The following is a 24522-nucleotide window of genomic DNA, read 5'->3' as shown; positions in this document are numbered from 1 at the left end:
TTTTCAGATTCAGGCTGCACAGGACTGGCAGCGTCCGGCCAGCACCAGGTTTTGCGGGCTGAGCGCGAAGCCGGCGGCCTGCGCCATCTCGCGCAGCCGAGCCAGGCCGCTGGCGGCGTCCACTTCGTTGACGCGGCCGCATTGTTCGCACACCAGGATCAGACTCTCGTGCTGGCAATCGAAATGCTCGCAGACGATGAAGCCATTCAGCGCGTCCACCTTGTGCAACAGGCCGTGCTCCACCAGGAAGTCCAGCGCGCGGTAGACAGTCGGCGGCGCGGCCGAACCGCGCTGCTGCTGCAAGTCGGCCAGTACATGGTAGGCCTTGACCACGCCGCTGCGGTTCAGCACCAGCTCCAGCACTTGGCGGCGCAGATCGGTGAGCTTGCTGCCGCGCGCGGCGCAATGGCGCTCGGCGGCGGCGAGATAAACGGTAGGGTCCATATTGATAGGCATCGGCTAAATAGTGAACGAATGTTACTGTATAACATCACAACCATTCAACCATTTACATAATGCGGGTTTTGACGGTCCGCCCGCTGTGATAGGCTGCGGGCGTCTTTTCATGCCAAAAAAGGAAGCTTTCGATGAAAAAGATGTTAATGGCGTCGCTGGCGCTGCTGATCGCCGGCCAGGCATTCGCCGCCGATCCGGCCAGCCAGCGCAAAGAGGCGTTCAAGCAATACAAGCCGGTGGTCGGCGAGATGGGCAAGATGGTCAAAGGCGAAATTCCTTACAACAAGGACGAATTCGCCAAGCAGGCCGCCAAGCTGGAACAGCTGTCGCAGCAACCCTGGCAATACTTCCCCGCCGGCAGCGGCGCGGGCAAGACTGACGCCAAGCCCGAAATCTGGAGCAAGCCCGCCGACTGGCAGAAAGCCATCGACAACCACAAGGCCGCCACCGCCAAGCTGAAGCAAGTGGCGCTGACCGGCGATCTGGCCGCGATCAAGGCCCAGTTCGGCGCCACCCAGCAGACCTGTAAGGCCTGCCACAAGGATTTCCGCAAGGATTGATTCGCCCGGGCCGCCCACCCGGCCCCATTTCCCGCCGTCATCGATATAATCAATGTTCGGCGCCGCGCGCGCCGGCATTCGACCATGCATCGCCATTCATTCGAGACGCCATGAACAAGATATTCACCGCGCTGCTGCTGGCAGCGATCGCCATTCCCGCCGCCCACGCCGACACGCCTGCCGAAACCCGCAGCCAGGCATTCAAGAAAATGCTGCTGCAGTCGTTCGAGCCGATGGGCATGGCGGTGCGCGAGCGCGCGCCTTACGACAAGGCCAAATTCGAGCAGCAGGCGGAAGCGATGAAGACGCTGGCGGCGGAACCGTTCAAGCACTTCCCAGCGAACAGCATCAGCGGCAAGAGCCGCGCCAAACCGGAAATCTGGAGCCAGCCAGCCAAGTTCCAGGCCGACCGCGACGTCTTCCTGAAGTCGGTGGACAACCTCGCCACAATCGCCAAAGCCGGCGACCTGGCCGCCATCAAGAAGGCATACGGCCAGGTGGCGCAGAACTGCAAGACCTGTCACGACGCCTTCCGCGGCCCGGAAAAATAAGCGCCTCGCGCGATGGAAATCAAAAAGCCGGCGACTGCCGGCTTTGTCTTTTTCCACGGAAACGCTTCAGCGCAGCAGCGCGAAGTACAAGCCGCCAGCCGACAACAACAACGCCGCCAACGCCAGCGCGCCGTGGGCGAAACGCAGCCGCGGCTTCTCCCCGGCCATGTGCTTGTAGCCGGTCAGCATCGGCCCCACCAGGTTCTGCTTTTTCACTACCCGATAGAGCACGATGGCGGCGATGTGCAGCGCCACCAGGCCCAACAGGCCGTTGAACAGCAGCTTGTGCACGCCGGTGGCGGCTTCCGCCAAACCGCCGTCCACATGCTTGGCCAGCGGGCCGTCATACAGATAGCTGTCCACGTCGGCGGCGAACAAACCGGTCAGCACCTGCGCGCACAGCGCCAGCAGCATCACCACCACCATCCAGCCGCCCAGCGGATTGTGGCCCGGCGCTTCACGCTCCGGCAGTTCGCCCTTCAGATAGCGCAGGATTGCCCGCGGACCGCGCACGAAACTGGAAAAACGCGCGGTCTGGCTGCCGATCACACCCCAGATCAGACGGAACACCAGCAGCGACGCCAGCGCGACGCCGCAATAGATATGGTATTGCAGCCATTCTCCGCCCTGCTCCGCGCAATACCACATGGCGCAGAACAATCCCACCAGCGTCCAGTGGAACAAACGAGTGGGCGCATCCCATACTTTGACCTGCTGCGACATCGATTTTTTTTCCTTTCCTGATTTCCCGCCCGATATTTTGCCGCAATGCGGCATCTGGGCAAACCCACCCATGCTATGGGTATGGCTATTCTACGCCCGGAGGCGCAATTCGCTCCATTTTCGGTTAAGATGGACGTTTTTCCCGGCGGCGCGAAGCGGCGTCGGAACCGCATCCCATGACGGCCCCGCAACGGGCCGTTGTTTTCTACCGTGTTGGAGACCCAGTCAAATGACGCAAACCGCCCTTCTTCAGGATCTGGAGGCCCGCGGCCTCATCGCGCAAACCACCGACATGGCCGCGCTGCAAGAACTGCTGAACAAGGAATCGGTTACGCTTTATTGCGGCTTCGACCCGACAGCGGACAGCCTGCACCTCGGCCACCTGGTCCCGGTTCTCATGCTCAAGCGCTTCCAGCAGGCCGGCCACCGCCCGGTGGCGCTGGTGGGCGGCGCCACCGGCATGATCGGCGACCCGAGCTTCAAGGCCACCGAACGCAAGCTGAACACCCCGGACATCATCGAAGGCTGGGTGGATAAAATCCGCAAGCAGGTGGAGCCCTTCCTGTCCTTCGAAGGCGGCAACGCCGCCATCATGGCCAACAACTACGACTGGTTCGGCCAGATGGGCGCGCTAGAGTTCCTGCGCGACATCGGCAAGCATTTCTCGGTCAACGCCATGATCAAGAAGGAAGCCGTGCAACAGCGCATCGCCCGCGAAGACCAGGGCATCTCTTTCACCGAATTCTCCTACAGCCTGCTGCAGGGCTATGACTTCGCCGAACTGTATCGCCGCCACGGCTGCAAGCTGCAGATCGGCGGCTCCGACCAGTGGGGCAACATCACCGCCGGCACCGACCTGACCCGCCGCATCCATCAGACCCAGGTGTACGGCCTGACGCTGCCCTTGATCACCAAGGCTGACGGCACCAAGTTCGGCAAGAGCGAAGGCAACGCGGTCTGGCTGGACGCGAGCAAAACCTCGCCTTACGCCTTCTACCAGTTCTGGCTTTCCACCGCCGACGCCGACGTGTATAAGTTCCTGCGCTACTTCACCTTCCTGTCCGTGGACGAGATCGCCGCCATCGAAGCCGCCGACAAGGCCCGCGAGGGCAAGCCGGAAGGCCAACGCATCCTGGCCGAGCAAGTGACCGCGCTGGTGCATGGCAAGGCCGCGCTGGAAGCTGCGCAACGCATCACCCACAGTCTGTTCAGCAACGATCTGTCCAGCCTGACCGCCGACGACTTCGCCCAGCTGGCGCAGGACGGCCTGCCGACCATCCGCCTGGACAAGAGCGCCAGCGGCCTGATCGACGCGCTGGCCGCCGGCGGCCTGGCCAAGTCCAAGAGCGAGGCGCGCACTTTCATCCAGAGCGGCGCGGTCAGCGTCAACGGCATCAAGGTGGACAGCCTGGAGCATGCGATCGGCGACGGCGAACGCCTGTTCGGCCAATACTCGCTGCTCAAGCGCGGCAAGAAGCTGTACGCGCTGGTGGACTGGCAGTAAGCGCCGCGACGCCAACAAAAAAGCCCGCCGTGATGGCGGGCTTTTTTTATCGGATCACAGTCACGGCGCTTGGCGCCTGTTCGCGATCATAAACGGGTTCTTTTCTTACACGCTGAACGCCTCGCCGGTGGCGAAGAAAGCGCCGCCGGCGATGTAATGCAGGCTGCGCTTGGCGTCATCGGCGAAATGCCAACGGCCATCGCTGTAAACTTCGCTGTCGGCCTGGGCCGCGACGACTTCGCCGATGAACAGATCGTACTGCTGCTGGTTATGCTGCTCCTGCACCACCCTGCATTCCAGGTAAGCGATGCAGCCGGCCACCCTCGGCGCGCCCACTTTCAGCCCAGGCATGGGCTTCAGCCCGCTGGACGCGAACTTGTCCTGCCCGTGGCCGCTCTCGCTGCCGACCTGCACCACTTGCGCCGCCTGGGCGCGACACGGGATATTGAGCACGAATTCGCCGCTGGCCTCGATCAGCTCGCGGGTATAGGTGGACTTGTCCACCACCACCAGCACCTTGGGCGGATCGAAATCCAGCGGCATCGCCCAGGCCGCCGCCATCACATTGCGCCTGCCGCCCGCCGCGCTGCTCACCAGCACCGTCGGCCCGTGGTTCAACAAACGATAGGATTTGGCCAGTTCCACATCCGCCAGCATGATCGTCTCCGTCGCGCAAAGACGACTATTCTAACAGCAAGCGTCAGCCGGCCGAGGCGTCCAGATGGCACAGCTGCTGCTGCAGGCCATGGTCGCGCGCCAGAATGGACTCGACCAACTTGCTGCGCGCGGCGATGTGATGATCGGCATGCCAATCCTTCAACAGCGCCATGCCCAGCTCGAAATAGGACTGCTCGATCCCGCACAACCGCCTCAGGTCGAACGGCTGCCCCAGTTGCAAGCCGGCCACCATTTGCAGCAACACCTCCACCTGTTCCGGCTCTTCGCTCTGATCCAGCAACTGGCGTATCTTCTTCGCCGCGTTCACGCTTGTTCCGAAATAAAAATGACATGGAAATGTAGCACGGAACGAATGCCGGCTTAACTGATATTTCGTGCTGCCCATATAACAAAAAAAGGCCCGGAATTTTCCGGGCCTGTTTGCCATTATCCTCAAGCACAAAGACAGAGGAGATGTCATCGTGATGACGATTGCGTTATAGATCAGATATTGCTGCGCCGCAAGATCGGACTAGATCAGAAAATATACATAGGTCCGGACCCCAAGGGATTGCTGCCGCCGACAAAGCCAATGAACACGCTGCGTCCATAAAAAAACGGCAAGCCCCAATCAAATTGGGTAGACAAGGAACCTGTGGCCGGCGCCGCAATCCCGGGTATAGCTGCATAATTGTTGCTCGTCAGATACTGCGCGCTGATCACGCTGAAATTCACGGTGCTGCTGCTGGAACCGCTGGACAGCACCGCGCTCAGATTCTGCTGCGAGGACGGGCAAAACCAGGTCGAGCCGTATACCGTACAAGTGTTGATGCCGCTATCCGGGAAGAACAGAATATTGGAGCCGCTGTCGATAAAGCTGGAATAGTTGACGCCCTTGTAATTGGTATTGATAGTAAAGCCCGAGTTGGCGGCCAGGAAAGCCTGCGCCCCGCTGGGAATCGCATTGTCCGACTGCGTGCCTATACCGAAAGTCAGCGAGCCCGTAGCGGTTGCCGTGCCGGTTGCAGCCACGCTGGGCAATTGCAGCAGCACGCCATTGTTATCGCCGCTGAACGCCGCCACCGGATTCGCCACCTGCTGCGAAACAGGCACCGCGCCACCGACACAGCTGGATGCGCCCGAGCATAGGTAATACACGCTGTTCAGCGAGCTGTTCGCGCAACTGCCGCCGCAGTCCTGCAGAGCCTGGCTAACGCCAAGAATCCCATTCGCCTCAAGACCGGCAAGCGTGCCGTCATTGGTGCCCCGCGACGCGCAGCCGCTAGGAACCGTGGTATAAACCGGGTCCGATATCACCTGCATCGGCAACGAGCTCGCCACCTTGCCCGCCATCTTGACGTCGGCCAGCTTGACCACGCCCCAGGTGATGCTCGTGACAAACTGCATGCACTCCACTACTTGGCGGCTATTCACCTGCTGGCTACCCAGCCCGGAAAGCAGCGAAGAGTTCAAAGCCGACCCCAGTATCCTCAGACCAGTGGAGCCGGTGTCAACGAGAACGTGATCTATGGTCTGGCAATTGCTGGTGCTGCCCGGCGCGCACACGGTGACCGAGACATAAGGAATGTTGAACGCCCCCTGCACGCCGCTTGGCCCCGTGTCCACCGTCATCGCCACACTATTGGAGGGGGTACTGCCGCCATTGTTGCCATTGGATAGATTGCCCCCCCCGCCTCCACCGCCGCCGCAAGCGCTCAACAACAGCATCAGGCATATCGATATCATTCTGCGCATCGTTTCGCCCTCATTTCAGCTGATCAATTGTCACACCCGCAGGCAGCAGCGCGCTGTCGCAAGCAAAGCCGGAAAATGCTCCCAACCTGCCGCGGGACTGCACCACAAAGCCGCCTGCCTGCCCTTGCAGCGCATTCAGTCCTCGACGATTGGACTGCTGGGCTTGGCGGAAAGCGGGAAAGTAATCACCCAGCAACTGCTGCAGATCCGGCAGCGTCGGTCCGCTCCAGGTCACGGCAAAAACGGTGCCGTCGCCGGCGACATACTGGCGTATCACCCGTCCCGCGGCATCCTGATCCTGCACCACCCGATATGGCGCGCCAATAGCGGCCGCCATCAGCTGACGGCCAGCGACAGGGGTTGAGGATGATAAATCAATGCGCTGCCCGAGAGCGGCGAAGGCAAGCCCGGGCAGCAATAGCAGCAGCCAGGCGGATGAAGATGGCTTGATCATTGAATTCCCCTTGCACGGCAATGAAGGATAATCCGCGGCGCCATACCGCGCGGACTACACTCTCAGCATACAAGAACGCGGCCCAGCCAGAGCCGCCGACCGGAGAATAAAAAAAGCGGGAGGCGCAAGCCTCCCGCATCCCCTCGTGCAGCTTTCCCTTATCGCTGGGACAGCCTCACATTCTAGACATTACAGATCAATAGCTTAGCTCGTCATGGCGGGTTTCCACCCAGCTACCGGCACCCAACGACAGCATCAACAAGGCGACCCGCTCGTGCACGATCACGGTATGAGTGTTGCCGGAAAACTGCATATAACGGCGCAAATCCTCCCTAACCTTGCGCGACCCGGTGACGTCGATGATGATGTCGACGCGCTCGCCCTGCTCTGCGATCTCGATGAAGTTATCAGTCACCGGCACGCCGCGCTCCTTAGCCAGCAAAATGCCCGGCAACTGCAGATCCAGATCCGCCACGCCGACCAGATCGACGAAGGACGCATCCAGCAGCTGCTTCAGCAAAGGCGTGCCTGTTTCTCCCACTCCCACCATGCCTATCCTGAACTTTTGCATACGCGCTCCACGCTCCCGATTTATGACTGGCAAATAACAGCCGCCACTCTAGAACATCGCGCCCGTGCCGGAGTTGAGGCAGGTCAAACCACGGCGGCCAAACGAAATGGCCCGGCGTCAGCCGGGCCATTGGGGAATGCGGAGACTAAACGTCAATGCAGATTCTGCTGCGACAGGAAACGGAGGTAGCCCAGGCCCTCCAGCCAGAACCCTCCATCAGCCAGCGGCGTGGCGTCGGTCAGGTCGGCCACGGTCAGCACCAGCTCCTGGCCATCCAGCGTGGCTTCCAGCACCACGTCGTCGTCGTCTGAAAACTCTTCTGAAACCGTGTGGAAGTCCGGCTTGACGAACTGGTTGTTGACCTGAATGTAATCCGACTCATTCAGCAAACGCAGGATGTTCATGACGACCTCCTTATGATGCGGTGGAGAACAAAGGTCAAGCAGACAGTTATTGTTCGCGGGCCCCGCCGTCGGGAGCGGCACTGTCAAACCGCCATCGCATCAAGCCCCGCGTTCACACGCCTTTACAGCCAGCCTCGTTCGGCGAACGACTCCGCGTGCCCGCCGGTTACGACAAAATGGTCAAGTAACCTGATATCGACCAGTTCCAGCGCCCGCTTGAGCGTGTCGGTCAGCACCCGGTCGGCGCTGGACGGCTCGCTGACGCCCGAGGGGTGATTATGCGCGATAATCAGCGCCGCCGCATTGTGCCGCAACGCCCGCCGCAACACTTCGCGCGGATACACCCGGGTCTCGGTCAAGGTTCCCTTGAACACTTCTTCGACTTCGATCAGCCGGTTTTGTGCCGATAGAAAAATCACAACAAATGTTTCGACCTCCCGCCTGCCTATGCTCAGCCTCAGATAATCCCTCACCTGCTGCGGGCTGGACAGCGCGTCGCCCAGTTTCAGCTGCTCAGACAGCGCCCGCCGCGCCAGCTCGGTGCAGGCCATCAATTGCGCGTATTTCGCCTCCCCGAGGCCCTGCTTGGCTTTGAACGCGGGCAGCGGCGCGGCCAGCAGCGCCGAGAGGGAGCCGAATTCCTGCAACAGCCGCCGCGCCAGCTCCACCGCGTTGACGCCCTTGATGCCGGTGCGCAGGAAGATGGCCAGCAATTCGGAATCATTCAGCGTCGCGGCGCCTTGGGACAACAGCTTCTCCCGCGGACGCTCGGACTCGGGCCAACTGGCGATGGACATCTCGCGCTCTCCTTCTGGCTATAGCATTGTTTGTGGGGTCAGGCCAACAAGATAGAAGCAGGCAATGACATTAACATTGGCATGAACTGCCGACGACACGACCACCCGAAAGGACAAATCCGCTAGAATGGCCAGTTTACGGCTGATTTCGAAACCATAGAGATGACTGCCAAACGCATCCTCCTCGGCATCGGCGGCGGCATCGCCGCCTACAAGTCGGCCGAGCTGACCCGCCAGCTGATCAAGGCCGGGCACCAAGTGGAAGTGGTGATGACCGAATCGGCCACCCATTTTGTGACGCCCGCCACCTTCCAGGCGCTGTCCGGCCACACCGTCTACACCGACCTGTGGGACCACCGCCCCAGCAACGCGATGGCCCATATCGAGCTGTCGCGCCGCGCCGACGCCTTCCTGATCGCGCCGGCCACCGCCAACCTGCTGTTCAAGTTGGCCCACGGCGCCTGCGACGACCTGGTCTCGACGCTGGCCGCCGCCCGCGCCTGCCCGCTGATCGTCGCTCCGGCGATGAATCTGCAGATGTGGCAGAACCCGCCCAACCAGCGCAACATCGCCCAACTGGAAGCGGACGGAGCGACCGTGTTCGGCCCCGGCAACGGTTTCCAGGCCTGCGGCGAGACCGGCGACGGCCGCATGCTGGAGCCGCATGAAATCGTCGAGCTGCTGCGCGGCTTTTTCGCCGACAAGCTGCTCGCCGGCAAGAAAATGCTGCTGACGGCGGGTCCGACTTATGAAGCGATAGACGCGGTGCGCGGCATCACCAATGTCAGCTCCGGCAAGATGGGTTACGCGCTGGCGCGCGCCTGCCGCGACGCCGGCGCCGAAGTGACGCTGGTATCCGGCCCCACCGGCATGGACGCGCCCTTGAACGTGCGCCGGCTGGACGTCCAGAGCGCCGCCGAGATGCAGCAGGCGGTGCTGGCCGAAGTGGGCCGCAGCGACGTGTTCATTTCCGTCGCGGCAGTGGCCGACTACCGAGTGAAGAACCGCAGCGAGCACAAGATCAAGAAAGGCGCCGCCGCGCCGACGATCGAGCTGGAAGAAAACCCGGACATCCTGGCCACCGTCGCCAGCCTGCCCGCCGCGCCGTTCTGCGTCGGTTTCGCCGCCGAAAGCCAGAATCTGCTGGAATTCGCCGAGGCCAAGCGCAGGCGCAAGAAACTGCCGATGCTGGTGGCCAACCTCGCCCAGCAGGCGATGGGCGCCGACAACAACCAAGTAGTGCTGCTGGACGACGCCGGCGAGCACCCGCTGCCGCAGATGCCGAAGGACGACGTGGCCGCCGCCATCGTCCGCCACCTGGCCGCCCTGCTGGCCAAGCGCTGAAGAATCAACCATCGGGCGGCTTTCCGGCCGCCCCGCATCACAAGGAAACACCATGCAACCCGTAATCGACGTCAAGATCCTGGACGCGCGCCTGCGCGACAACCTGCCCGCCTACGCCACCTCCGGCTCGGCCGGCCTGGATCTGCGCGCCGCCACTGAAGAAACGATGACCATCCAGCCGGGCGAAACCAAGCTGATCCCGACCGGCATCGCCATCCACCTGAACGATCCGGGCCTGGCCGCCATGCTGCTGCCGCGCTCCGGCCTGGGCCACAAACACGGCATCGTACTGGGCAATCTGGTGGGCCTGATCGACTCCGACTACCAGGGCCAGATGTTCGTCTCGGTCTGGAACCGCGGCCAGGAACCGTTCCGTCTGGAGCCAATGGAGCGCATCGCCCAGATGGTGATCGTGCCGGTGGTGCAGGTGGGCTTCAATATCGTCGACGACTTCGACGCTTCCGACCGCGGCGCCGGCGGCTTCGGCAGCACTGGTCGCGGCTAGGACTGTTTTCTTCGGCGGCTTGCCTATAATTCTGGGAACTTGCGGCGCAAACGCGCCGCATTGCGGCCATTCCAGGAGTTCCCGCCATGCCGACGCCTCCCGCGGAGCAGGATGAAAGCAAGCTGCTGCTCGACAATCTGGTCGAGCTGACCTCGCAGCGCGAACAGGAAATGCTGGAGTCCAGCCTGCTGTCCACTCTGGTGGAGCTGATGCATGTCGACAGGGTGGAGCTGTTCGCCTGCCGCCGGGTCAACGGCTCGCCCTACCTCTGCCGCCGACTGGAAGCGCTGGCCGCGTCCGGCAAGCCGGAAGTCCGCGAAACCCCGGCAGACGGCTGGCTGCCCCCTTCCCCGTTTCTGCGCGATCTGTTCAGCCACGCCCATCACGACAACACGGCGCTACTGCGCATTCCCAGCGGCCTGTGCCTGCCCTTGCACTGCATGGGCAACATCACCTCGCTGGTAGTCATCCACTGCGGTCCGGACGCCGACGTCAACCGGGACATGCTGCTGGCGATGGCGCGGATACACGAGAACTTCCTGCGGCTGCTGTTCGAGGCCGACCGCGACATGCTGACCGCGCTGCATAACCGGCGCAAATTCGATCTGCGCTTCTATAACCTGATCGCCTCCTTGCAGCATGAGGCGGAATCCGCGGCCACCCATATGCTGGCCTTGCTGGACATCGACCATTTCAAGCAGGTGAATGACCGCTTCGGCCACATGGTCGGGGACGAGGTGCTGCTGCTGATGGCTCAGCTGATGCAGGCAAGCTTCCGCGAAGAAGACGGACTGTTCCGCTATGACGGCGAAGAATTCGCGTTGCTGCTGGAATGCGGGGACGCCGAGCCTGCCGAAGTCGCGCTGGAGCGCTTCCGGGCCTCGGTCCGGCGGCACGTTTTCCCCCAAGCGGGCTGCATCACCATCAGCATCGGCTACACCCGCATCACGCCCGGCCTGCTGCCGGACCAGCTGCTGGAACAAGCCGACCGCGCGCTTTACTACGCCAAGAGCCACGGCCGCGACCAGGTATGCGGCTTTGAGAAGCTGGTGGCCGGCGGCAAGCTGGAATCCCCGCTCATCGCCGACCAGATAGACTACTTCTGAAAGCCTGCCCAATGCCTGCCGCGCATCGGCGACACGGCGTTGCAAACAGCTTCAGAATCTCACGCGCCGTATCCGCGCGGCGCTTCTTCAGCTGCTTTGGCCTTGCCTCGCCCTCGCTCGTCGGACTTTGAACAGGCGCAGAGCCCTTCCACCTGCCCGCAGGCGGAGAGGCCCATCGCTCATGGCAGCTGAACGATGCGGTTCAGCGCCGGCACCGGCAGATTGGGATGCCCCGCCAGGTAGTCATTCAGCACATCCACGTCCACCCCGCCGCCGACGCGGTTGCCGCCTTCGGTCAGCACGGTGAAGCCGTCGCCGCCGCCGGTGATGAAGTTGTTCACCTGCACCGTATAGCTGGCTGCAGGATCGATTTTCTTGCCGTTGATGGTGATGCTGTTGATGTCTACCTTATTGCCGGTTGGGGCCGATAGACTCCAGCTGTAGCTGAAGCCGGACGACACCTGCAGGATCTTGGGCTGGGACGGATTGCTCCACTGCTGCTCCAACAGGCGGTCTATCTGCTGGCCGGTCAGCGTCATCGTCATCATGGTGTTGCCGAAGGGCTGCACGGTGTAGACCTGCTTGTAGCTGACGCTACCGTCCGCGGCCGGCGCCAGGTCGGCGCGGATGCCGCCCGGGTTCATGAAAGCCACCTCCGCTACTGCCGTCCCCTTCTTGCCGCTGGCCGCTAATTGCGAGTCGGCGATCACATCGCCCAAGGTCGATTCGCCCGCCGCGTTGGGGCTGCGGGTCAGCGCGCCCGCCAGCGTGCCTACAGGCTTGTTGCCTTTCTTCGCCGCCTTATCCAGATAGAACTGGACCAGGCTGCTGATACTGGCCAGCGGCGTGATGTCCTGCGTCACCGGACGGTTGACCGCCTGGATCGACCCCGGCACGAAGGTCCGCGTCGCCGGGCTCAGCTTGAAGTTGATCTCGGTGAACAGCTGGCCGTAGTTCTTGGCGCTGGTGACCGTGCGGCCGTCGATCTGGCAATTGTATGCCTGATGGGTGTGGCCGGTGACCACCAGCCCCACAACCTTGTCGAGTTTCTTGACGATGTCGACGATGGGGCCGGAAATGCCCTTGCACTCGTTGTAGTTGCCGCTCTGGTAGCCACCCTCGTGCACCACCACCACCACCGCGGCCACGCCTTGCGCTTTCAGCTTGGGCACCAGCGCATTCACGGTGTCGGCCTCGTCCTTGAAGCTCAGGCCCTGGATGCCGGTGGGCGACACGATGTCGGGCGTGCCCTTCAGCGTCATGCCGATGAAGGCGACCGGGATATTGCCGTACTTCTTGATCTCGTAAGCCGGGAACAGCGTGCCGCCGTCCTGTTTCTGCACATTGGCCGCCAGGAACTTGAACTTGGCGCCGGAGAAGCCGCCGCCGTACAAGCAGGAGGTTTCAACCGCACCGGCCTTGCAGCCGCCGTTCTGCATCCGTAGCAGCTCATCCTGGCCGTCGTCGAATTCGTGATTGCCCACCGCGTTGATGTCCAGGCCCAGCAGATTCATCGCCTCTATCGTCGGCTCGTCGTGGAACAAGCCGGACACCAGCGGGCTGGCGCCGATCAGATCGCCGGCCGACACCACCACGGTGTTCGGCGACTGCGCGCGCAGCTGCTTGACCCAGGCGGCCAGATAGTCGACGCCGCCGGCCGTCACCTTGACGGTCTTGCTCGGGTCCTTCGGATCAGGAATCGCCAGCGTGCCCGGCGCTTCCAGGTTGCCGTGGAAATCGTTGAAGGCGATCATCTTGACCGCCACCTGGCCGGCGGCGGCTTCGTCGCCGGTCTGGGTGCGCGTCGCGCCCACGGACGAGGAATCGGACATGCAGCCGCCCAGCGCCAGCGCGGCGCTCAGGGTCATGCCCAGTGGAATCAGTTTCATCACTTGCTCCTTGTGTATTGTTCTTAACGAAGCCCGCCGCTGCCACGGCATGACGTCGAGATCGGCAAAGATACACAATTTCAGTGACATTTGAGCTACTAAAATCCACAAAACCGATGCAAATCCGATATTCCGGCAATATCAACAAAAACGCCGCGAGGAATCCTCGCGGCGTTTTTCATTCCGTCCTCGCGGCCGGAATTTTCAGGCCATCGGCATCATGCCAGCAGATGGTTGTTCAGCTCGCGCATGCCGGCGGACAGCATCGCCAGGTCCAGCGCGCTGAACGACTGCAGCTCGGCGAACATCTGGCCGCAGATTTCCACCGCGCCCTGGCGGTTGACCAGCCACTTGGCGGCGAAGTCCGCCGCCGACACGCCTTCCAGCGCCTGTCGGGCCAGATTGCGGTGCACGCTGTACAGGTCGTCGCGCAGCGCCGAACGAGCCAGAGACTGCCAGCGGTTGTCGCGCGGCAGGCCGGTGATGGCGTCGCGCAGCCAATCCAGCTGCAGCGCGCTGCCCAGTTGGTAGTAGTTGGCCGCCACTTGCTCCAGCTTGAGCTTGCTGCCCTCGCTGATCTCGATGATGTCCATCAGCGGTACCGCGAACTCAAGGCGCGCCAGCACCTGGGTCAGCGGCTGCGGCAGATTCGCGTGGGCGATGCGTTGCTCCAGCGCGGCCACCGCCGGGTAGTCGGCGGCCGGAATCAGCTTGGGCAGCTGCGCCAGCAGGCCCTGCACCTTGGACGCGTACTGCTCGATTACCGCGTTGACGGACCCGAACGGACGCTTGTTGCGCAGCACCCAGCGGGTCACGCGCTCCACCAGCGTGCGCACCAACACCATCAGCTGCATCTGCTGGTCGGCCGGCACCTTGTTGTCCAGCGCCTCGATCTGGCCCCACAGACTTTCCGCGTCGAACACGCGGCTGGCGATCCACCAGGCGCGGGCGATGTCGGCCGCGGAGAACGGCGACTCCTCCTGCATCCGGAACACGAAGGTGGTGCCCATGCGGTTGATGATCTGGTTGGCCAGCTGGTTGGCGATGATCTCGCGGCGCAGCTGATGCTGTTCCATCTGCTTGCCGAAGCGCTGCTGCAACGGTTTCGGGAAGTAGTTGACCAGTATCGGCAGGAAGTCCTTGTCGTCCGGCACGTCGGTAGCCAGGATAGCCTGGTCCAGCGAAATCTTGCTGTAGGCCAGCAGCACCGCGATCTCCGGCACGGTCAGGCCCTGGCGGGCCAGGCGGCGCTCGTTGATCTGGGTTTCGGACGGCAGGTACTCGATCTCGCGGTTCAGTTCGCCGGTCTTTTCCATGTGCGCGATCATCCGCGCATGGGTGGACAGCATCGACGCGGCTTCCAGACGCTTGATCGCCAGCACCTGGGTCTGCAGCACGTTGTTGCGCAGCACCAGATGGCCCACTTCGTCGGTCATCTCGGCCAGCAGCTCGTTGCGCTGCTTCAGCGTCATGTCGCCGGCCTGCATCACCGCGCCCAGCAGGATCTTGATGTTGACCTCGTGGTCGGAGCAATCGACGCCGGCGGAGTTGTCGATGGCGTCAGTGGCGATGCGGCCGCCTGCCAGCGCGAACTCGACGCGGCCCAGCTGGGTGCACGTCAGGTTGCCGCCTTCGGCCACCACGCGGGCTTGCAGCTGGTTGCCGTTGACGCGCACCGGATCGCAAGCGCGGTCGCGGGCGTCGGCGTGGCTCTGCGTGGACGCCTTGACGTAGGTGCCGATGCCGCCGTTGTACAGCAGGTCGATCTTGGCCTTGAGGATCTCATGGATCAGCTCGTTCGGCGCCATGCTGTCCTTGCTGGTTTCCAGCCACGCCTTCACTTCCGGCGACAGCGGGATAGACTTGGCGCTGCGCTCGAAAATGCCGCCGCCCTTGGAGATCAGCTCGCGGTTGTAATCGGTCCAGCTGGAACGCGGCAGATTGAACAGGCGCGCGCGCTCGGCGAAGCTCTTCTTCGCGTTCGGCGTCGGATCCAGGAAGATGTGCAAGTGGTTGAACGCCGCCTTCAGGCAAATGTGCTCGGACAGCAGCATGCCGTTGCCGAACACGTCGCCGGCCATATCGCCGATGCCGATCACCGTGAAATCCTGTTCCTGGGTGTTGACGCCCAGGTGGCGGAAGTGGCGCTTCACCGACTCCCAGGCGCCGCGGGCGGTGATGCCCATGCCCTTGTGGTCGTAGCCGGCGGAACCGCCGGAGGCGAAGGCGTCGCCCAGCCAGAAGCCGTAGGACTCGGAAATGCCGTTGGCGATGTCAGAGAAGGTGGCCGTGCCCTTGTCGGCGGCCACCACCAGGTACGGATCGTCCGGATCCAGGCGGCGGACGTCGGTCGGCGGAATGATCTGGCCGGTCACCAGATTGTCGGTGACGTCCAGCAAGGCGGAGATGAAGATCTTGTAGCAGGCGATGCCCTCGGCCAGGAAGGCCTCGCGCTCGGACGGCGCCGGCAGTTGCTTGCCGACGAAGCCGCCCTTGGAGCCCATCGGCACGATCACCGAGTTCTTCACCATCTGCGCCTTCACCAGGCCCAGAACTTCGGTGCGGAAGTCTTCCATCCGGTCGGACCAGCGCAGGCCGCCGCGGGCGACCTTGGAGCCGCGCAGGTGCACGCCCTCCACGCGCGGGCTGTAGACCCAGATTTCAAACATCGGGCGCGGCTGCGGCAGGAACGGAATCTGGTTGGATTCCAGCTTGAACGAGATGTAGGACTTGAAGTGGCCGTCTTCCGCCTTCTGCCAGAAGTTGGTGCGGCGAGTGGCCAAGATCACGGCCAGGAAGCCGTTCAGGATGCGGTCTTCGTCCAGATTGGCCACGCCGTCCAGCATGCCGCGCACGGCGGCCAGCAGCAGCTCGGCCTTGTCGTCGTCGAAGCCTGCCGGGTCCAGGCGGGCGTAGAACAGCTCAACCAGGCTGCGGGTGATGGCCGGGTAGTTGGCCACGCACTGCTCGATGTACGCCTGGCTGAAGGTCAAGCCGCCCTGGCGCAGATACTTGGCCAGCGCGCGCACCAGCGAGATCTCGCGCCAGTCGAGGCCCGCCACCAGCGCCAGGCGGTTGAAGCCGTCGTTTTCGCAACGCTTGGCGAACACCTGGGCGAGCAGCTCCTGGAAGTCCTGCTGCACCTGGTCCTGCGCCATCTGCTCGCCGAAACCGCCGACGTCGAGGCCGAAGTCGCTGATCCACACCTGGCTGCCGTCCGCGCGCTTCACGCAGTACGGATGCTCATCGCGCACCTTGACGCCCATGTTCTCGAGAATGGGCAGGCTGGCGGACAGGCCCAGCGGCTCGCCTTCGCGGAACAGTTTGAGATTGAAGGCCGCGCCGACGCGGTGGAAGGGACGGTACAGCTTCATCGCCAGCGGCTGCTCGGGGCAGATCGCCTCCAGATGCTGGACGTCCAGCACCGCGTTGCGCACCGCGAATTCTTCGCGGTAAGCCAGCGGGAAACCATCCTTGTAGCGGTTGAACAGGCCGTTGCCGCGCTCTTCGCCATGGGCTTCCACCAATTGCTGGTGCAGCTCTTCGCTCCAGCCGCGCACCAGACGGGCGATTTCAGCCTCGATGTCGGCGGCGTGGAATTCCGGCAGTTTGGCGGATGCGGTTCGAATGATGTAATGGACGCGGGCCAAGGTGCCGTCGCCGATCTGTACGCTGAACTCGGCACTGGCGCCATTGAAGGCGTTCATCAACACCTTTTCGATCTTCAGCCGCACTTCGGTGCTGAAGCTGTCGCGCGGCACGTAAACCAGGCTGCTGACATAGCGGTGGTAGCGGTCGGCGCGGACGAACAGCCGCACACGCGGGCGTTCCTGCAGGCTGACGATACCTTCGGCGATCGGCCCCAGCACCTCGGCCGGGATTTCGAACAACTCGTCGCGCGGGTAGCTTTCCAGCACAAAGCCCAGAGTCTTGGACTTATAGCTGTCGTCGACGAAGTCGCAGCTGGACACCACGGTCGCCACTTTCTGGCGCAGGATGGGCACGTCCTTCGGCGAAGCTTGGTAGGCGCTGGCGGTATACAGACCCAAGAAGCGGCGCTCGCCTATCACCTGGCCCTTGTCGTTGAAGCGCTTGATGCCGACGAAGTCGACATAGGCCGGACGGTGGATGATGGAGCGGGTCTGCGATTTGTTCAGGATGATCAGCTGCGGCAGGTGGGCCAGTTCGCGCAGCTCCTGCGGCAGTTGTTCGAAGCTGGCGGAGTATTCCTTGTCGCCCTGCTCTTTCAGGATGCCAAGACCGGACTCCTTGACGATCTTCAGACTGTCCTTGCCGTCGCGCTTGACCAGATCGTAATCGCAATAGCCCATGAACAGGAAGTTGCGCGCAGCCATCCAGTCGAGGAAGGCCACGGCTTCCTTGGCTTCGGCGGCGCGCTCGCCCTTCACCTTGGCCAGATCCTTGCCGATGCCGGCCAGCACTTCGCGCATTTTCGGCTCGTCGCTGACCACCAGGCGGATATCGGCCAGCACGCGCTTGAGCTCGGCTTCGAGCTTGGCCAGCAGCTCGGCGTCGCTGATGCGGTCGATCTGGACGTGAATGAAGGACTCCAGCGGCAGGCTACGGTCCTCGGTGCGCTTCACCTCGGCCAGCACGCCGCTCTTGTCGCGGGCAACCGCCAACACCGGGTGGACCAGCAGATGCAGATTGAGGTTGTAGCGCGAAAGCAGCATGGAGATCGAATCGATCAGGAACGGCATGTCGTCGTTCACCACTTCGATCACCGTGTGGGTGCTTTGCCAGCCGTCGCGTTCGAAATCGGGGTTGTAGATGCGGCACTTGACCTGTCCGGCAGAGCGCTTGCCGGCGAACTCGTAGTGCGCCATCGCTGCGCCGAACAGATCGAGCGAGGAGAACTGCCTGAGGTCAGCGTGTTCGGTCTCTTCGAAATAGATCGGGAAGAAGGCGGCGAGTCGTTGGGTCTCCTTGGAAGAAAGCTTGCTCTCGGCCACTGCCTGAATATCAGCGATCAGGCTGGCCAGTTCGGTCTTGTTGGTAAGCGACATTTAGCTTCTCTTGTTGTGAGCAGGGAGGTTGTCGGGGCATTGTAGATAGCGCCACCCCGGCCGGATTTCCTTAATGCGACATGCACTTACACAAAAAGCGCCCTGCCTATCCCAGAGGCAACAACGCAGGCGCATAAGCCGCCCGAAAATCCAGCCGACACCTTACAGCAAAGCGACGGACAATTACACAAATCTCGTAACAGCACGCATTGTAGATCATCAAAAAATTATCGCGTAACTTATTGATTTTTATGATATTTCCATTTATTCGCAAAAGTAAGGTAGAATGTGCGCACTTGCTTGTGGGGATTGACCAAATCAGCCGATTATTGTTGGCTATCGCAAAAACCGTTGGTCAATTCAGAACACAAAACGGCCCGGATCGGAACATTAACGTCGCCTCCGGTGCGGGGTTTACAAGCCGGCCGCCTGCGCATCGCGCCAGCGGCCAACGAGAGAGAAGTAGAAGCAACATCATGAAAAAAGCCCTGATCGCAAGCGCCGGCCTCGCCCTGCTCGCCTCCCTGTCCGCCCAGGCGGAAACCCTGCGCATCGGCGTGGATCTCAACTACCCGCCGTTCTCCAAGCAAGGCGCCGACGGCAAGCCGCAAGGCTTCGACATCGACATCGCCAATTCGCTGTGCGCGGCGATGAAAGTCACCTGCCAGATCGTGCCTCAGGACTGGGACGGCCTGATCCCGGCGCTGAACGCCAACAAGTTCGACGCCATCATCTCCTCGATGCAGATCACGCCGGAGCGCCAAAAGGCGGTGGATTTCTCCCACAAGTACTACAACATCGCCAGCCGCATGGTGGCCAAGGACGGCACCAAGGTGGACGCCGCCAGCCTGAAGGGCAAGAAGATCGGCGTGCTGCGCGCCTCCACTCAGGAGAAGTTCGCCAAGGACAATTGGGGCAAGAACGGCGCCGCCATTGTGTCCTACGCCAAGTCGCCTGAATCCTTCCTGGACCTGAAGTCCGGCCGCGTGGACGCCGTGTTCGTCGACAGCGCCGTCGGCGAACAGGAATTCCTCAAGACCGCCCAAGCCAAGGGCTACGCCTTCGTCGGCCCCAATTACTCCGATGTCAAATACTTCGGCCCGGGCTGCGGCATCGCCGTCAAGAAAGGCAACAAGGCATTGGTCGAACGCCTGAACAAGGCCATCGACCAAATCCGCAAAGACGGCGCCTACAAGAAAGTCCAGGACAAGTACTTCAGCTTCGACATTTACGGCGGCTGAGCCCTGAACTGAACCACCCGATACGACGCTGGCGCGCCTCCCGCGCGCCGGCGCCGGCAATCCCCTTTTCCGAGATTGCTTCATGCTTCAAGGCTACCTTCCCAGCATCCTCGAAGGCGGCGTGCTGACTCTGAAACTGGCCGGCACCTCGCTGGTCGTGTCCGTCGCGCTCGGCCTGGTCGGCGCGCTGTTCAAGTCCAGCCACTCCCGCCCGCTGACCTTGCTGGCCGAATTCTACTCCACCGTGGTGCGCGGCATTCCCGACTTGGTGTGGATGTTCCTGCTGTTCTTCGGCGCTCAGATGGCGCTCAACGACATCTGCGGCTATTTCGGCTGGCAGAGCCCAGACATCAACCCCTTCGCCGCCGGCGTGGCCACGCTTGGCTTCATCTTCGGCGCCTACATGACGGAAACCTTCCGCGGCGCGATGATGGCGGTGCACAAGGGCCAGATGGAAGCCGGCCTCGCCTACGGCATGTCGCCGTTGCGGGTGTTTTTCCGCATCCAGCTGCCGCAGATGGTGCGCTACGCGCTGCCCAGCTTCTCCAACAACTGGCTGGTGCTGGTGAAATCCACCGCGCTGGTGTCGGTGATCGGCCTCAATGACGTGATGTACCGCGCCGACGCCGCCAAATCCGCCACCCAGCAGCCGTTCGATGTCTACGTCGTCGTCGGCGCGCTATTCCTCGCCGTGACCGGCGTATCCAACCTGCTGCTCCACTGGCTGGAAAAACGCTATTCGATGGGCGCCAAGGAGAGCGGACTGTGATCGATCCCCAACTGATTATCGAGCGGCTGCCCGAATTCTTCGGCGCTCATGACGGCGGCCCGATGCTGTCCAGCACCGACGGCCTGATTCTGACCCTAGAGCTGCTGGGCCTGTCCCTACTGCTGGGCCTGGCCATGGCCGTCCCGCTGGCGGTGGCGCGCGTCTCCAAAAACCGCGCGCTATCCGGCGCCGTCTGGCTATTCGGCTACGTGTTCCGCGGCACGCCGCTGCTGGTGCAGCTGTTCATCATCTACTACGGCCTCGCCCAGTTCGACTGGGTGCGCGACAGCTGGGCCTGGCGATATCTGCAGGACGCCTACGTCTGCGCGATTCTGGCCTTCACGCTGAATACCGCCGCCTACACCACCGAGATCATCGCCGGCCAGATTCGCGCCACCCACTGGGGCGAGATCGAGGCGGCCCGCTCGATGGGCATGAGCCAGTGGCTGATGCTGCGCCGCATCGTGCTGCCGTCGGCGCTGCGCCGCGCGCTGCCGGCCTATAGCAACGAGGTGATCATGATGCTGCAGAGCACCGCGATCGCCGGCCTGGTGACGCTGGCCGACCTGACCGGCGTCGCCCGCCGCATCTATAGTGAAAGCTATATGCCGTTCGAGCCCTTTCTCACCGCCGCGCTGATCTACCTAGCCCTCACCTTCGGCCTGGTCTGGCTGATGAAACGGGCCGAACGCCGCTATCTGGCCTTCCTCGCCCCCCGCAAGCAGTAAGGCCGCGCGGGCCGGCAACAATTTGTGCCGGCCCGCCGAAATAAATCGTACAATGCAGGGCGAGATAACGCCGCCATGCCAGGCTTGCCTGCCATGGCGGCATTTTTGCCAACTGACACAGACAATCACACCATGGGTCACCCGCCCCAAACCGGCAAAGCCCTGCGCTTTGGCTTCCTGCTCCTGCCCCACGCCTCGATGGCCGACTTCGCCAGCGCCTCCGAGGTGCTGACGCACGCCAATCTGCTGGCGGAAAAACGCCTGTACGAAACGCTGTTGCTGTCGCTGGACGGCGCGCCGGTGCAGCTATCCAACGACATCAAGCTGGCAGTGGACCTGCCGCTATCCTACGCGCCCAAGCTGGACTACCTGCTGATCCTGGCCGACGAGATCGTCAGCGATTTCGCGCTGGAAGACCTGAGCAAGGCTCTGGGGGGCGGCAACGCCGACAAGATGACGCTGGCCGGCCTAGGCTGCGGCAGTTACTGGCTGGCCCGAGCCGGCCTGCTGGCGGGACAGCGCGCGACGATACACTGGCGCGAAATCGCGCGGCTGACCGAGGAATTCCCAGACGTGATCGTCACGTCCAATCTGTACGAGAGCGAGGGCCGCTGCCTGAGCTGCGCAGGCGGTGCCGCCACCTTCGACTTCATGCTGGATCTGGTGGGAAAGCAGCAGGGCCACGAATTCATCGCCCAGCTGTCCGAGCTGTTCAGCATGGAACGGATCCGTCCCGGCAACGAACGCCAGCGCATCCCGCTGGCCACCCGCATCGGCGGCAGCCAGCCCAAGCTGACCGAGGCTGTCAGTCTGATGGAAGCGAATATCGAAGAGCCCCTGTCCACCGACGACATCGCCTACTACGTCGGCGTATCCCGCCGCCAGTTGGAACGGCTGTTCAAGCAATACCTGGGCACGGTGCCGTCGAAATACTATCTGGAGCTGCGTCTGAGCCGCGCCCGGCAACTGCTGCAGCAAACCAGCAAATCCATCGTCCAGATCGGCCTGGCCTGCGGCTTCTCCAGCGGTCCGCATTTCTCCAGCACCTACCGCAACCACTTCAACATCACGCCGCGTGAAGAGCGCGCCCAACGCGCCCTGCCCGGCGCGCTGACGCGCGCATCCTGAACTAGCTCAGTTGCCGCTCCGCCTGCAGGGCCAGCGGCAGCTCGATCCGGAAGCAGGCGCCGCTGGCCGGTATGTTTTCCGCCGAGATCAGCCCGCCGTACTGCTCGACTATGGTCTGGCAGATCGACAGGCCCAAGCCCATGCCGTGCGGCTTGGTGGAAAAGAATGGGTGGAACAGCACTTCCAGCAAGTCCGGAGTAATCCCACGCCCCGTATCCCTCACCTCCAGGATTCCCTTCCGCCCCTCTCGCCGGGTATGGATGATCACGTGCCGTTTCATAGGCGGCTCATCCTTCAAGGCATCCATCGCGTTGGACAGCAGATTCAACACCACCTGCTCTAGCTGGATGCTGTCCGCCATCACCGGAATGGAGTAACCCGACAATAGCTGCACCACTTCGATGCCCCGCTCGCGCAGGTCGTACTCCGCCAGAAACATGCAGTTGCCCACCACCTGGTTGATATCGATCAGCCGCGTCTCGATCGCCCGTTTGCTGACCAGCGCTCGCAGCCGCTTGATGATCTCGCCGGCCCGGCCCGCTTGCGCCACCGCCAGCTTCAGCGCCGAATGCACCTGCGGCGGCGCGTCGTCGACGCCCTCCAGCATCTGCATCGCCGCCTGGCAATAATTGGAAATGGCGGTCAGCGGCTGATTGAGCTCATGGGCGATGCCCGAAGCCATCTCCCCCATCGTATGCAGCCGCGCCACGTGCGAGAGCTTTTCCAGGTGCTCCTTGACCCGAGTCTCGCTGGCCTCCAATGCCTCTGCCGTGCGCTGGCGCAGCGGCCCCATGTCCCTCAGCGCGCACACCACGCCGATCAGTACGCCGTCGCGGGACAACAGTGGCGCGATGCCGCCCTCGACGAAGTGCACCTTGCCCCGCGCGGTGGTCAACTGCATTCTTTCCTGCAACTCCACCGGCTGGCCGGTGCGGAAGCACTCGCCTATCGGATCCTCGGCGAACTCCGAGGCCAGCTCCCCCAGCAGCCGGAACACCTCGTGGCAAGGCTGGCCCAGCACCTCTTCGGCCGGCATCTCCACCAGCCTCAGCGCCATTGGATTCGCCATTTCAATGTTGCGATCCTGGCGCAGGATCACCACCCCGTCGTGAATCGCATTCAAGGTCACAGACGCGCGTTCGCTCTGTAGAAACAGCTCCTCATCCGCCAGGCTGCGCTGGCGGCTCAAGGCCATGCGCTGGGAGTAGATAAGGCCAGCGGCGGCCAGCAGCAGCGTCAGCAACAGCTCTCTCAGCAGCAGCGGCAGCAGCGCCAGATCGCTGACGCGAACATCCTGGGCAACGCCCAGCACGAATGGCTGCGCCTCGCTGTTCAGCGGCAGTTTCGCCTCAAGCCTGGTGACAACCGGCCACCAATCATGCTCGGCGACGCGATGAACCCGCTCATACAACAGCTCATGCCCCCCCTCCTTTGCCAGCAAAGCCAAATCCAGGCTATTGGTCAGGCTGGCGTCAACCGGCAATTGCAGCAGTCGATCGCAAAACACCACCAACACGGCCATGCCGGCCAACCGCTTCCTGCCTGACGATTCGGAATCACGGAACAAGGGCTGCATCAGCAAATAGGCCCGTCCGCTGCCGTCATATAGTTCGAAGGGACGGGAAGACACCTTCTGCCCGCCGGAGATCGTCCGCCTCAGCTCGGGAGCGAAATAGGCATCCCCAAGCATGTCGTAGCCATAGACAGGACTAGCGACCGGCAAGTCCGGCTCTATCATCGACACGACGAGAGATTGCTCGCGCGAGGGGGCTGGCTGCCAGCTGCGCCGCCCCACAACATCGAAATCGCGGATATAGAAAGTCTCGCCGAAGCGCTGCTCCATTTCGCGAAGAAAGCTCGCCCGATTATCGGCGGTGACATTGCGGAGAAACTGGATGGCGTACAACTGCTGATACCGGGGAAGCATCTCTCGGGAAAAGGCGCCGACCGCCGACGCGTCGAAAGGCTCACGAGACAGCAGCAGCGCATCAATCGCCGTCAGCACCGATTCATTCTGGTCCAGACGCCTGGCCACGCCGGCATACGCCTGATGCGCGGCTAACTCGAAGCCGTCCTGCAAGCGGCGATATTCGCTCACTCCCCACTGCGCCGTCACAAGCAGCGAGCAAGCAAGCCAGACCGCGCCGAACAGCAGCCACTCGCCGCCCTTGAATTTGCTCAAGACTTCCGCCCCAGGGGTTTATTCGACATTTTGAATAATATGCGCTGCATAAAATATCTGCCGCGCATTTTTGCAAAAATGCAGATCTCCCGCAATGGCATAAGATGGACAATCTGTCCAAGAATTCACACTACCTCGACATCCCCCCACAAACGCCGCAGCCCCGCCGGG

The 24522-nt window shown here is 62.5% G+C and carries 22 protein-coding genes; 10 read left to right on the top strand and 12 right to left on the bottom strand.

What is annotated here, in order from left to right; translation table 11 throughout:
- Nucleotides 1-9: 9 nt before the first annotated feature.
- Nucleotides 10-444, bottom strand: a complete 435-nt coding sequence (locus tag LQR33_RS12075) for a Fur family transcriptional regulator (RefSeq protein ID WP_166441487.1) — start codon at nucleotides 442-444, stop codon at nucleotides 10-12.
- A 143-nt stretch (nucleotides 445-587) separates the two neighbouring features.
- Here LQR33_RS12075 and LQR33_RS12070 point away from each other — a divergent pair, with 143 nt between their 5' ends.
- Entirely contained in the window at nucleotides 588-1016 is a 429-nt protein-coding gene (locus LQR33_RS12070; RefSeq protein ID WP_104947614.1) for a c-type cytochrome, read from the top strand.
- Nucleotides 1017-1126: 110 nt separating this feature from the next.
- Nucleotides 1127-1567, top strand: a complete 441-nt coding sequence (locus tag LQR33_RS12065; RefSeq protein WP_231178964.1) for a c-type cytochrome — start codon at nucleotides 1127-1129, stop codon at nucleotides 1565-1567.
- A gap of 66 nt (nucleotides 1568-1633) precedes the next feature.
- Here LQR33_RS12065 and LQR33_RS12060 read toward each other — a convergent pair whose 3' ends face one another.
- The gene (locus LQR33_RS12060) at nucleotides 1634-2290 is read right to left on the bottom strand and encodes a cytochrome b/b6 domain-containing protein (protein ID WP_205692705.1); all 657 of its coding nucleotides are present in this window, start codon (nucleotides 2288-2290) and stop codon (nucleotides 1634-1636) included.
- A gap of 229 nt (nucleotides 2291-2519) precedes the next feature.
- On the opposite strand from LQR33_RS12060, the gene tyrS reads away from it, so the two are divergent.
- Nucleotides 2520-3794, top strand: coding sequence for a tyrosine--tRNA ligase (gene tyrS / locus LQR33_RS12055; RefSeq protein WP_221668381.1), 1275 nt, complete (start codon nucleotides 2520-2522; stop codon nucleotides 3792-3794).
- A 105-nt stretch (nucleotides 3795-3899) separates the two neighbouring features.
- Here the strand turns inward: tyrS and LQR33_RS12050 are convergent, their stop codons facing one another.
- The 7 genes from LQR33_RS12050 to radC form a co-directional block, all read right to left on the bottom strand.
- Nucleotides 3900-4451, bottom strand: a complete 552-nt coding sequence (locus tag LQR33_RS12050) for a flavin reductase family protein (protein WP_231469122.1) — start codon at nucleotides 4449-4451, stop codon at nucleotides 3900-3902.
- Nucleotides 4452-4494: 43 nt separating this feature from the next.
- Nucleotides 4495-4779 carry a hypothetical protein gene (locus tag LQR33_RS12045; protein ID WP_021475729.1) on the bottom strand — a complete coding sequence of 95 codons (285 nt, stop codon included), beginning with the start codon at nucleotides 4777-4779 and terminating at the stop codon, nucleotides 4495-4497.
- A gap of 209 nt (nucleotides 4780-4988) precedes the next feature.
- Nucleotides 4989-6179, bottom strand: a complete 1191-nt coding sequence (locus LQR33_RS12040) for a DUF3443 domain-containing protein (RefSeq protein ID WP_231469120.1) — start codon at nucleotides 6177-6179, stop codon at nucleotides 4989-4991.
- 37 nt (nucleotides 6180-6216) lie between these two features.
- Entirely contained in the window at nucleotides 6217-6660 is a 444-nt protein-coding gene (locus LQR33_RS12035; protein ID WP_166441482.1) for a DUF2844 domain-containing protein, read from the bottom strand.
- A gap of 196 nt (nucleotides 6661-6856) precedes the next feature.
- On the bottom strand, nucleotides 6857-7231 hold the full coding sequence (locus LQR33_RS12030) for a Gfo/Idh/MocA family oxidoreductase (protein ID WP_104947622.1): 375 nt from the start codon (nucleotides 7229-7231) through the stop codon (nucleotides 6857-6859).
- Between the two features lie 152 nt (nucleotides 7232-7383).
- Nucleotides 7384-7635, bottom strand: a complete 252-nt coding sequence (locus tag LQR33_RS12025) for a hypothetical protein (protein WP_021475733.1) — start codon at nucleotides 7633-7635, stop codon at nucleotides 7384-7386.
- 122 nt (nucleotides 7636-7757) lie between these two features.
- Nucleotides 7758-8432, bottom strand: a complete 675-nt coding sequence (radC, locus tag LQR33_RS12020) for a RadC family protein (RefSeq protein WP_021475734.1) — start codon at nucleotides 8430-8432, stop codon at nucleotides 7758-7760.
- A 162-nt stretch (nucleotides 8433-8594) separates the two neighbouring features.
- On the opposite strand from radC, the gene coaBC reads away from it, so the two are divergent.
- The 3 genes from coaBC (at nucleotide 8595) to LQR33_RS12005 (ending at nucleotide 11387) form a co-directional block, all read left to right on the top strand.
- Entirely contained in the window at nucleotides 8595-9776 is a 1182-nt protein-coding gene (gene coaBC, locus LQR33_RS12015) for a bifunctional phosphopantothenoylcysteine decarboxylase/phosphopantothenate--cysteine ligase CoaBC (RefSeq protein WP_231469118.1), read from the top strand.
- Between the two features lie 52 nt (nucleotides 9777-9828).
- Complete coding sequence (gene dut, locus LQR33_RS12010; RefSeq protein WP_021475736.1) at nucleotides 9829-10281, top strand: dUTP diphosphatase; 453 nt, start codon at nucleotides 9829-9831, stop codon at nucleotides 10279-10281.
- 86 nt (nucleotides 10282-10367) lie between these two features.
- Nucleotides 10368-11387 carry a GGDEF domain-containing protein gene (locus LQR33_RS12005; protein ID WP_231469116.1) on the top strand — a complete coding sequence of 340 codons (1020 nt, stop codon included), beginning with the start codon at nucleotides 10368-10370 and terminating at the stop codon, nucleotides 11385-11387.
- A gap of 179 nt (nucleotides 11388-11566) precedes the next feature.
- Here LQR33_RS12005 and LQR33_RS12000 read toward each other — a convergent pair whose 3' ends face one another.
- Both LQR33_RS12000 and LQR33_RS11995 read right to left on the bottom strand, forming a co-directional pair.
- A complete protein-coding gene (locus LQR33_RS12000) occupies nucleotides 11567-13276 on the bottom strand; it encodes a bifunctional metallophosphatase/5'-nucleotidase (protein WP_231469114.1) in 1710 nt (569 codons plus the stop codon).
- Nucleotides 13277-13494: 218 nt separating this feature from the next.
- Nucleotides 13495-18303: an NAD-glutamate dehydrogenase gene (locus LQR33_RS11995; protein WP_231178967.1), complete on the bottom strand. Its 4809-nt coding sequence runs from the start codon at nucleotides 18301-18303 to the stop codon at nucleotides 13495-13497.
- Between the two features lie 476 nt (nucleotides 18304-18779).
- Between LQR33_RS11995 and LQR33_RS11990 the strand changes: the two genes are divergently transcribed.
- From LQR33_RS11990 to LQR33_RS11975, 4 genes are all read left to right on the top strand, one after another.
- On the top strand, nucleotides 18780-19544 hold the full coding sequence (locus LQR33_RS11990) for an ABC transporter substrate-binding protein (protein WP_166441476.1): 765 nt from the start codon (nucleotides 18780-18782) through the stop codon (nucleotides 19542-19544).
- A gap of 82 nt (nucleotides 19545-19626) precedes the next feature.
- Nucleotides 19627-20313 carry an ABC transporter permease gene (locus tag LQR33_RS11985; protein WP_021475741.1) on the top strand — a complete coding sequence of 229 codons (687 nt, stop codon included), beginning with the start codon at nucleotides 19627-19629 and terminating at the stop codon, nucleotides 20311-20313.
- Nucleotides 20310-21041, top strand: coding sequence for an ABC transporter permease (locus LQR33_RS11980; RefSeq protein ID WP_221665287.1), 732 nt, complete (start codon nucleotides 20310-20312; stop codon nucleotides 21039-21041). Before LQR33_RS11985 ends, LQR33_RS11980 begins: the two co-directional genes overlap by 4 nt.
- A gap of 132 nt (nucleotides 21042-21173) precedes the next feature.
- Entirely contained in the window at nucleotides 21174-22169 is a 996-nt protein-coding gene (locus tag LQR33_RS11975) for a GlxA family transcriptional regulator (RefSeq protein WP_021475743.1), read from the top strand.
- Between the two features lies 1 nt (nucleotide 22170).
- Here the strand turns inward: LQR33_RS11975 and LQR33_RS11970 are convergent, their stop codons facing one another.
- Nucleotides 22171-24351 (bottom strand): ATP-binding protein, encoded by a 2181-nt coding sequence (locus tag LQR33_RS11970; RefSeq protein WP_231469112.1) that lies wholly within the window; start codon nucleotides 24349-24351, stop codon nucleotides 22171-22173.
- Between the last annotated feature and the right edge of the window lie 171 nt (nucleotides 24352-24522).

It is taken from the genome of Chromobacterium piscinae (assembly GCF_021129175.1).
In the GTDB taxonomy this organism is placed as follows: domain Bacteria; phylum Pseudomonadota; class Gammaproteobacteria; order Burkholderiales; family Chromobacteriaceae; genus Chromobacterium; species Chromobacterium piscinae.
The sequence above is the reverse complement of the archived record's forward strand: the minus strand, read 5'-3'. Positions and strand labels throughout refer to the sequence as shown.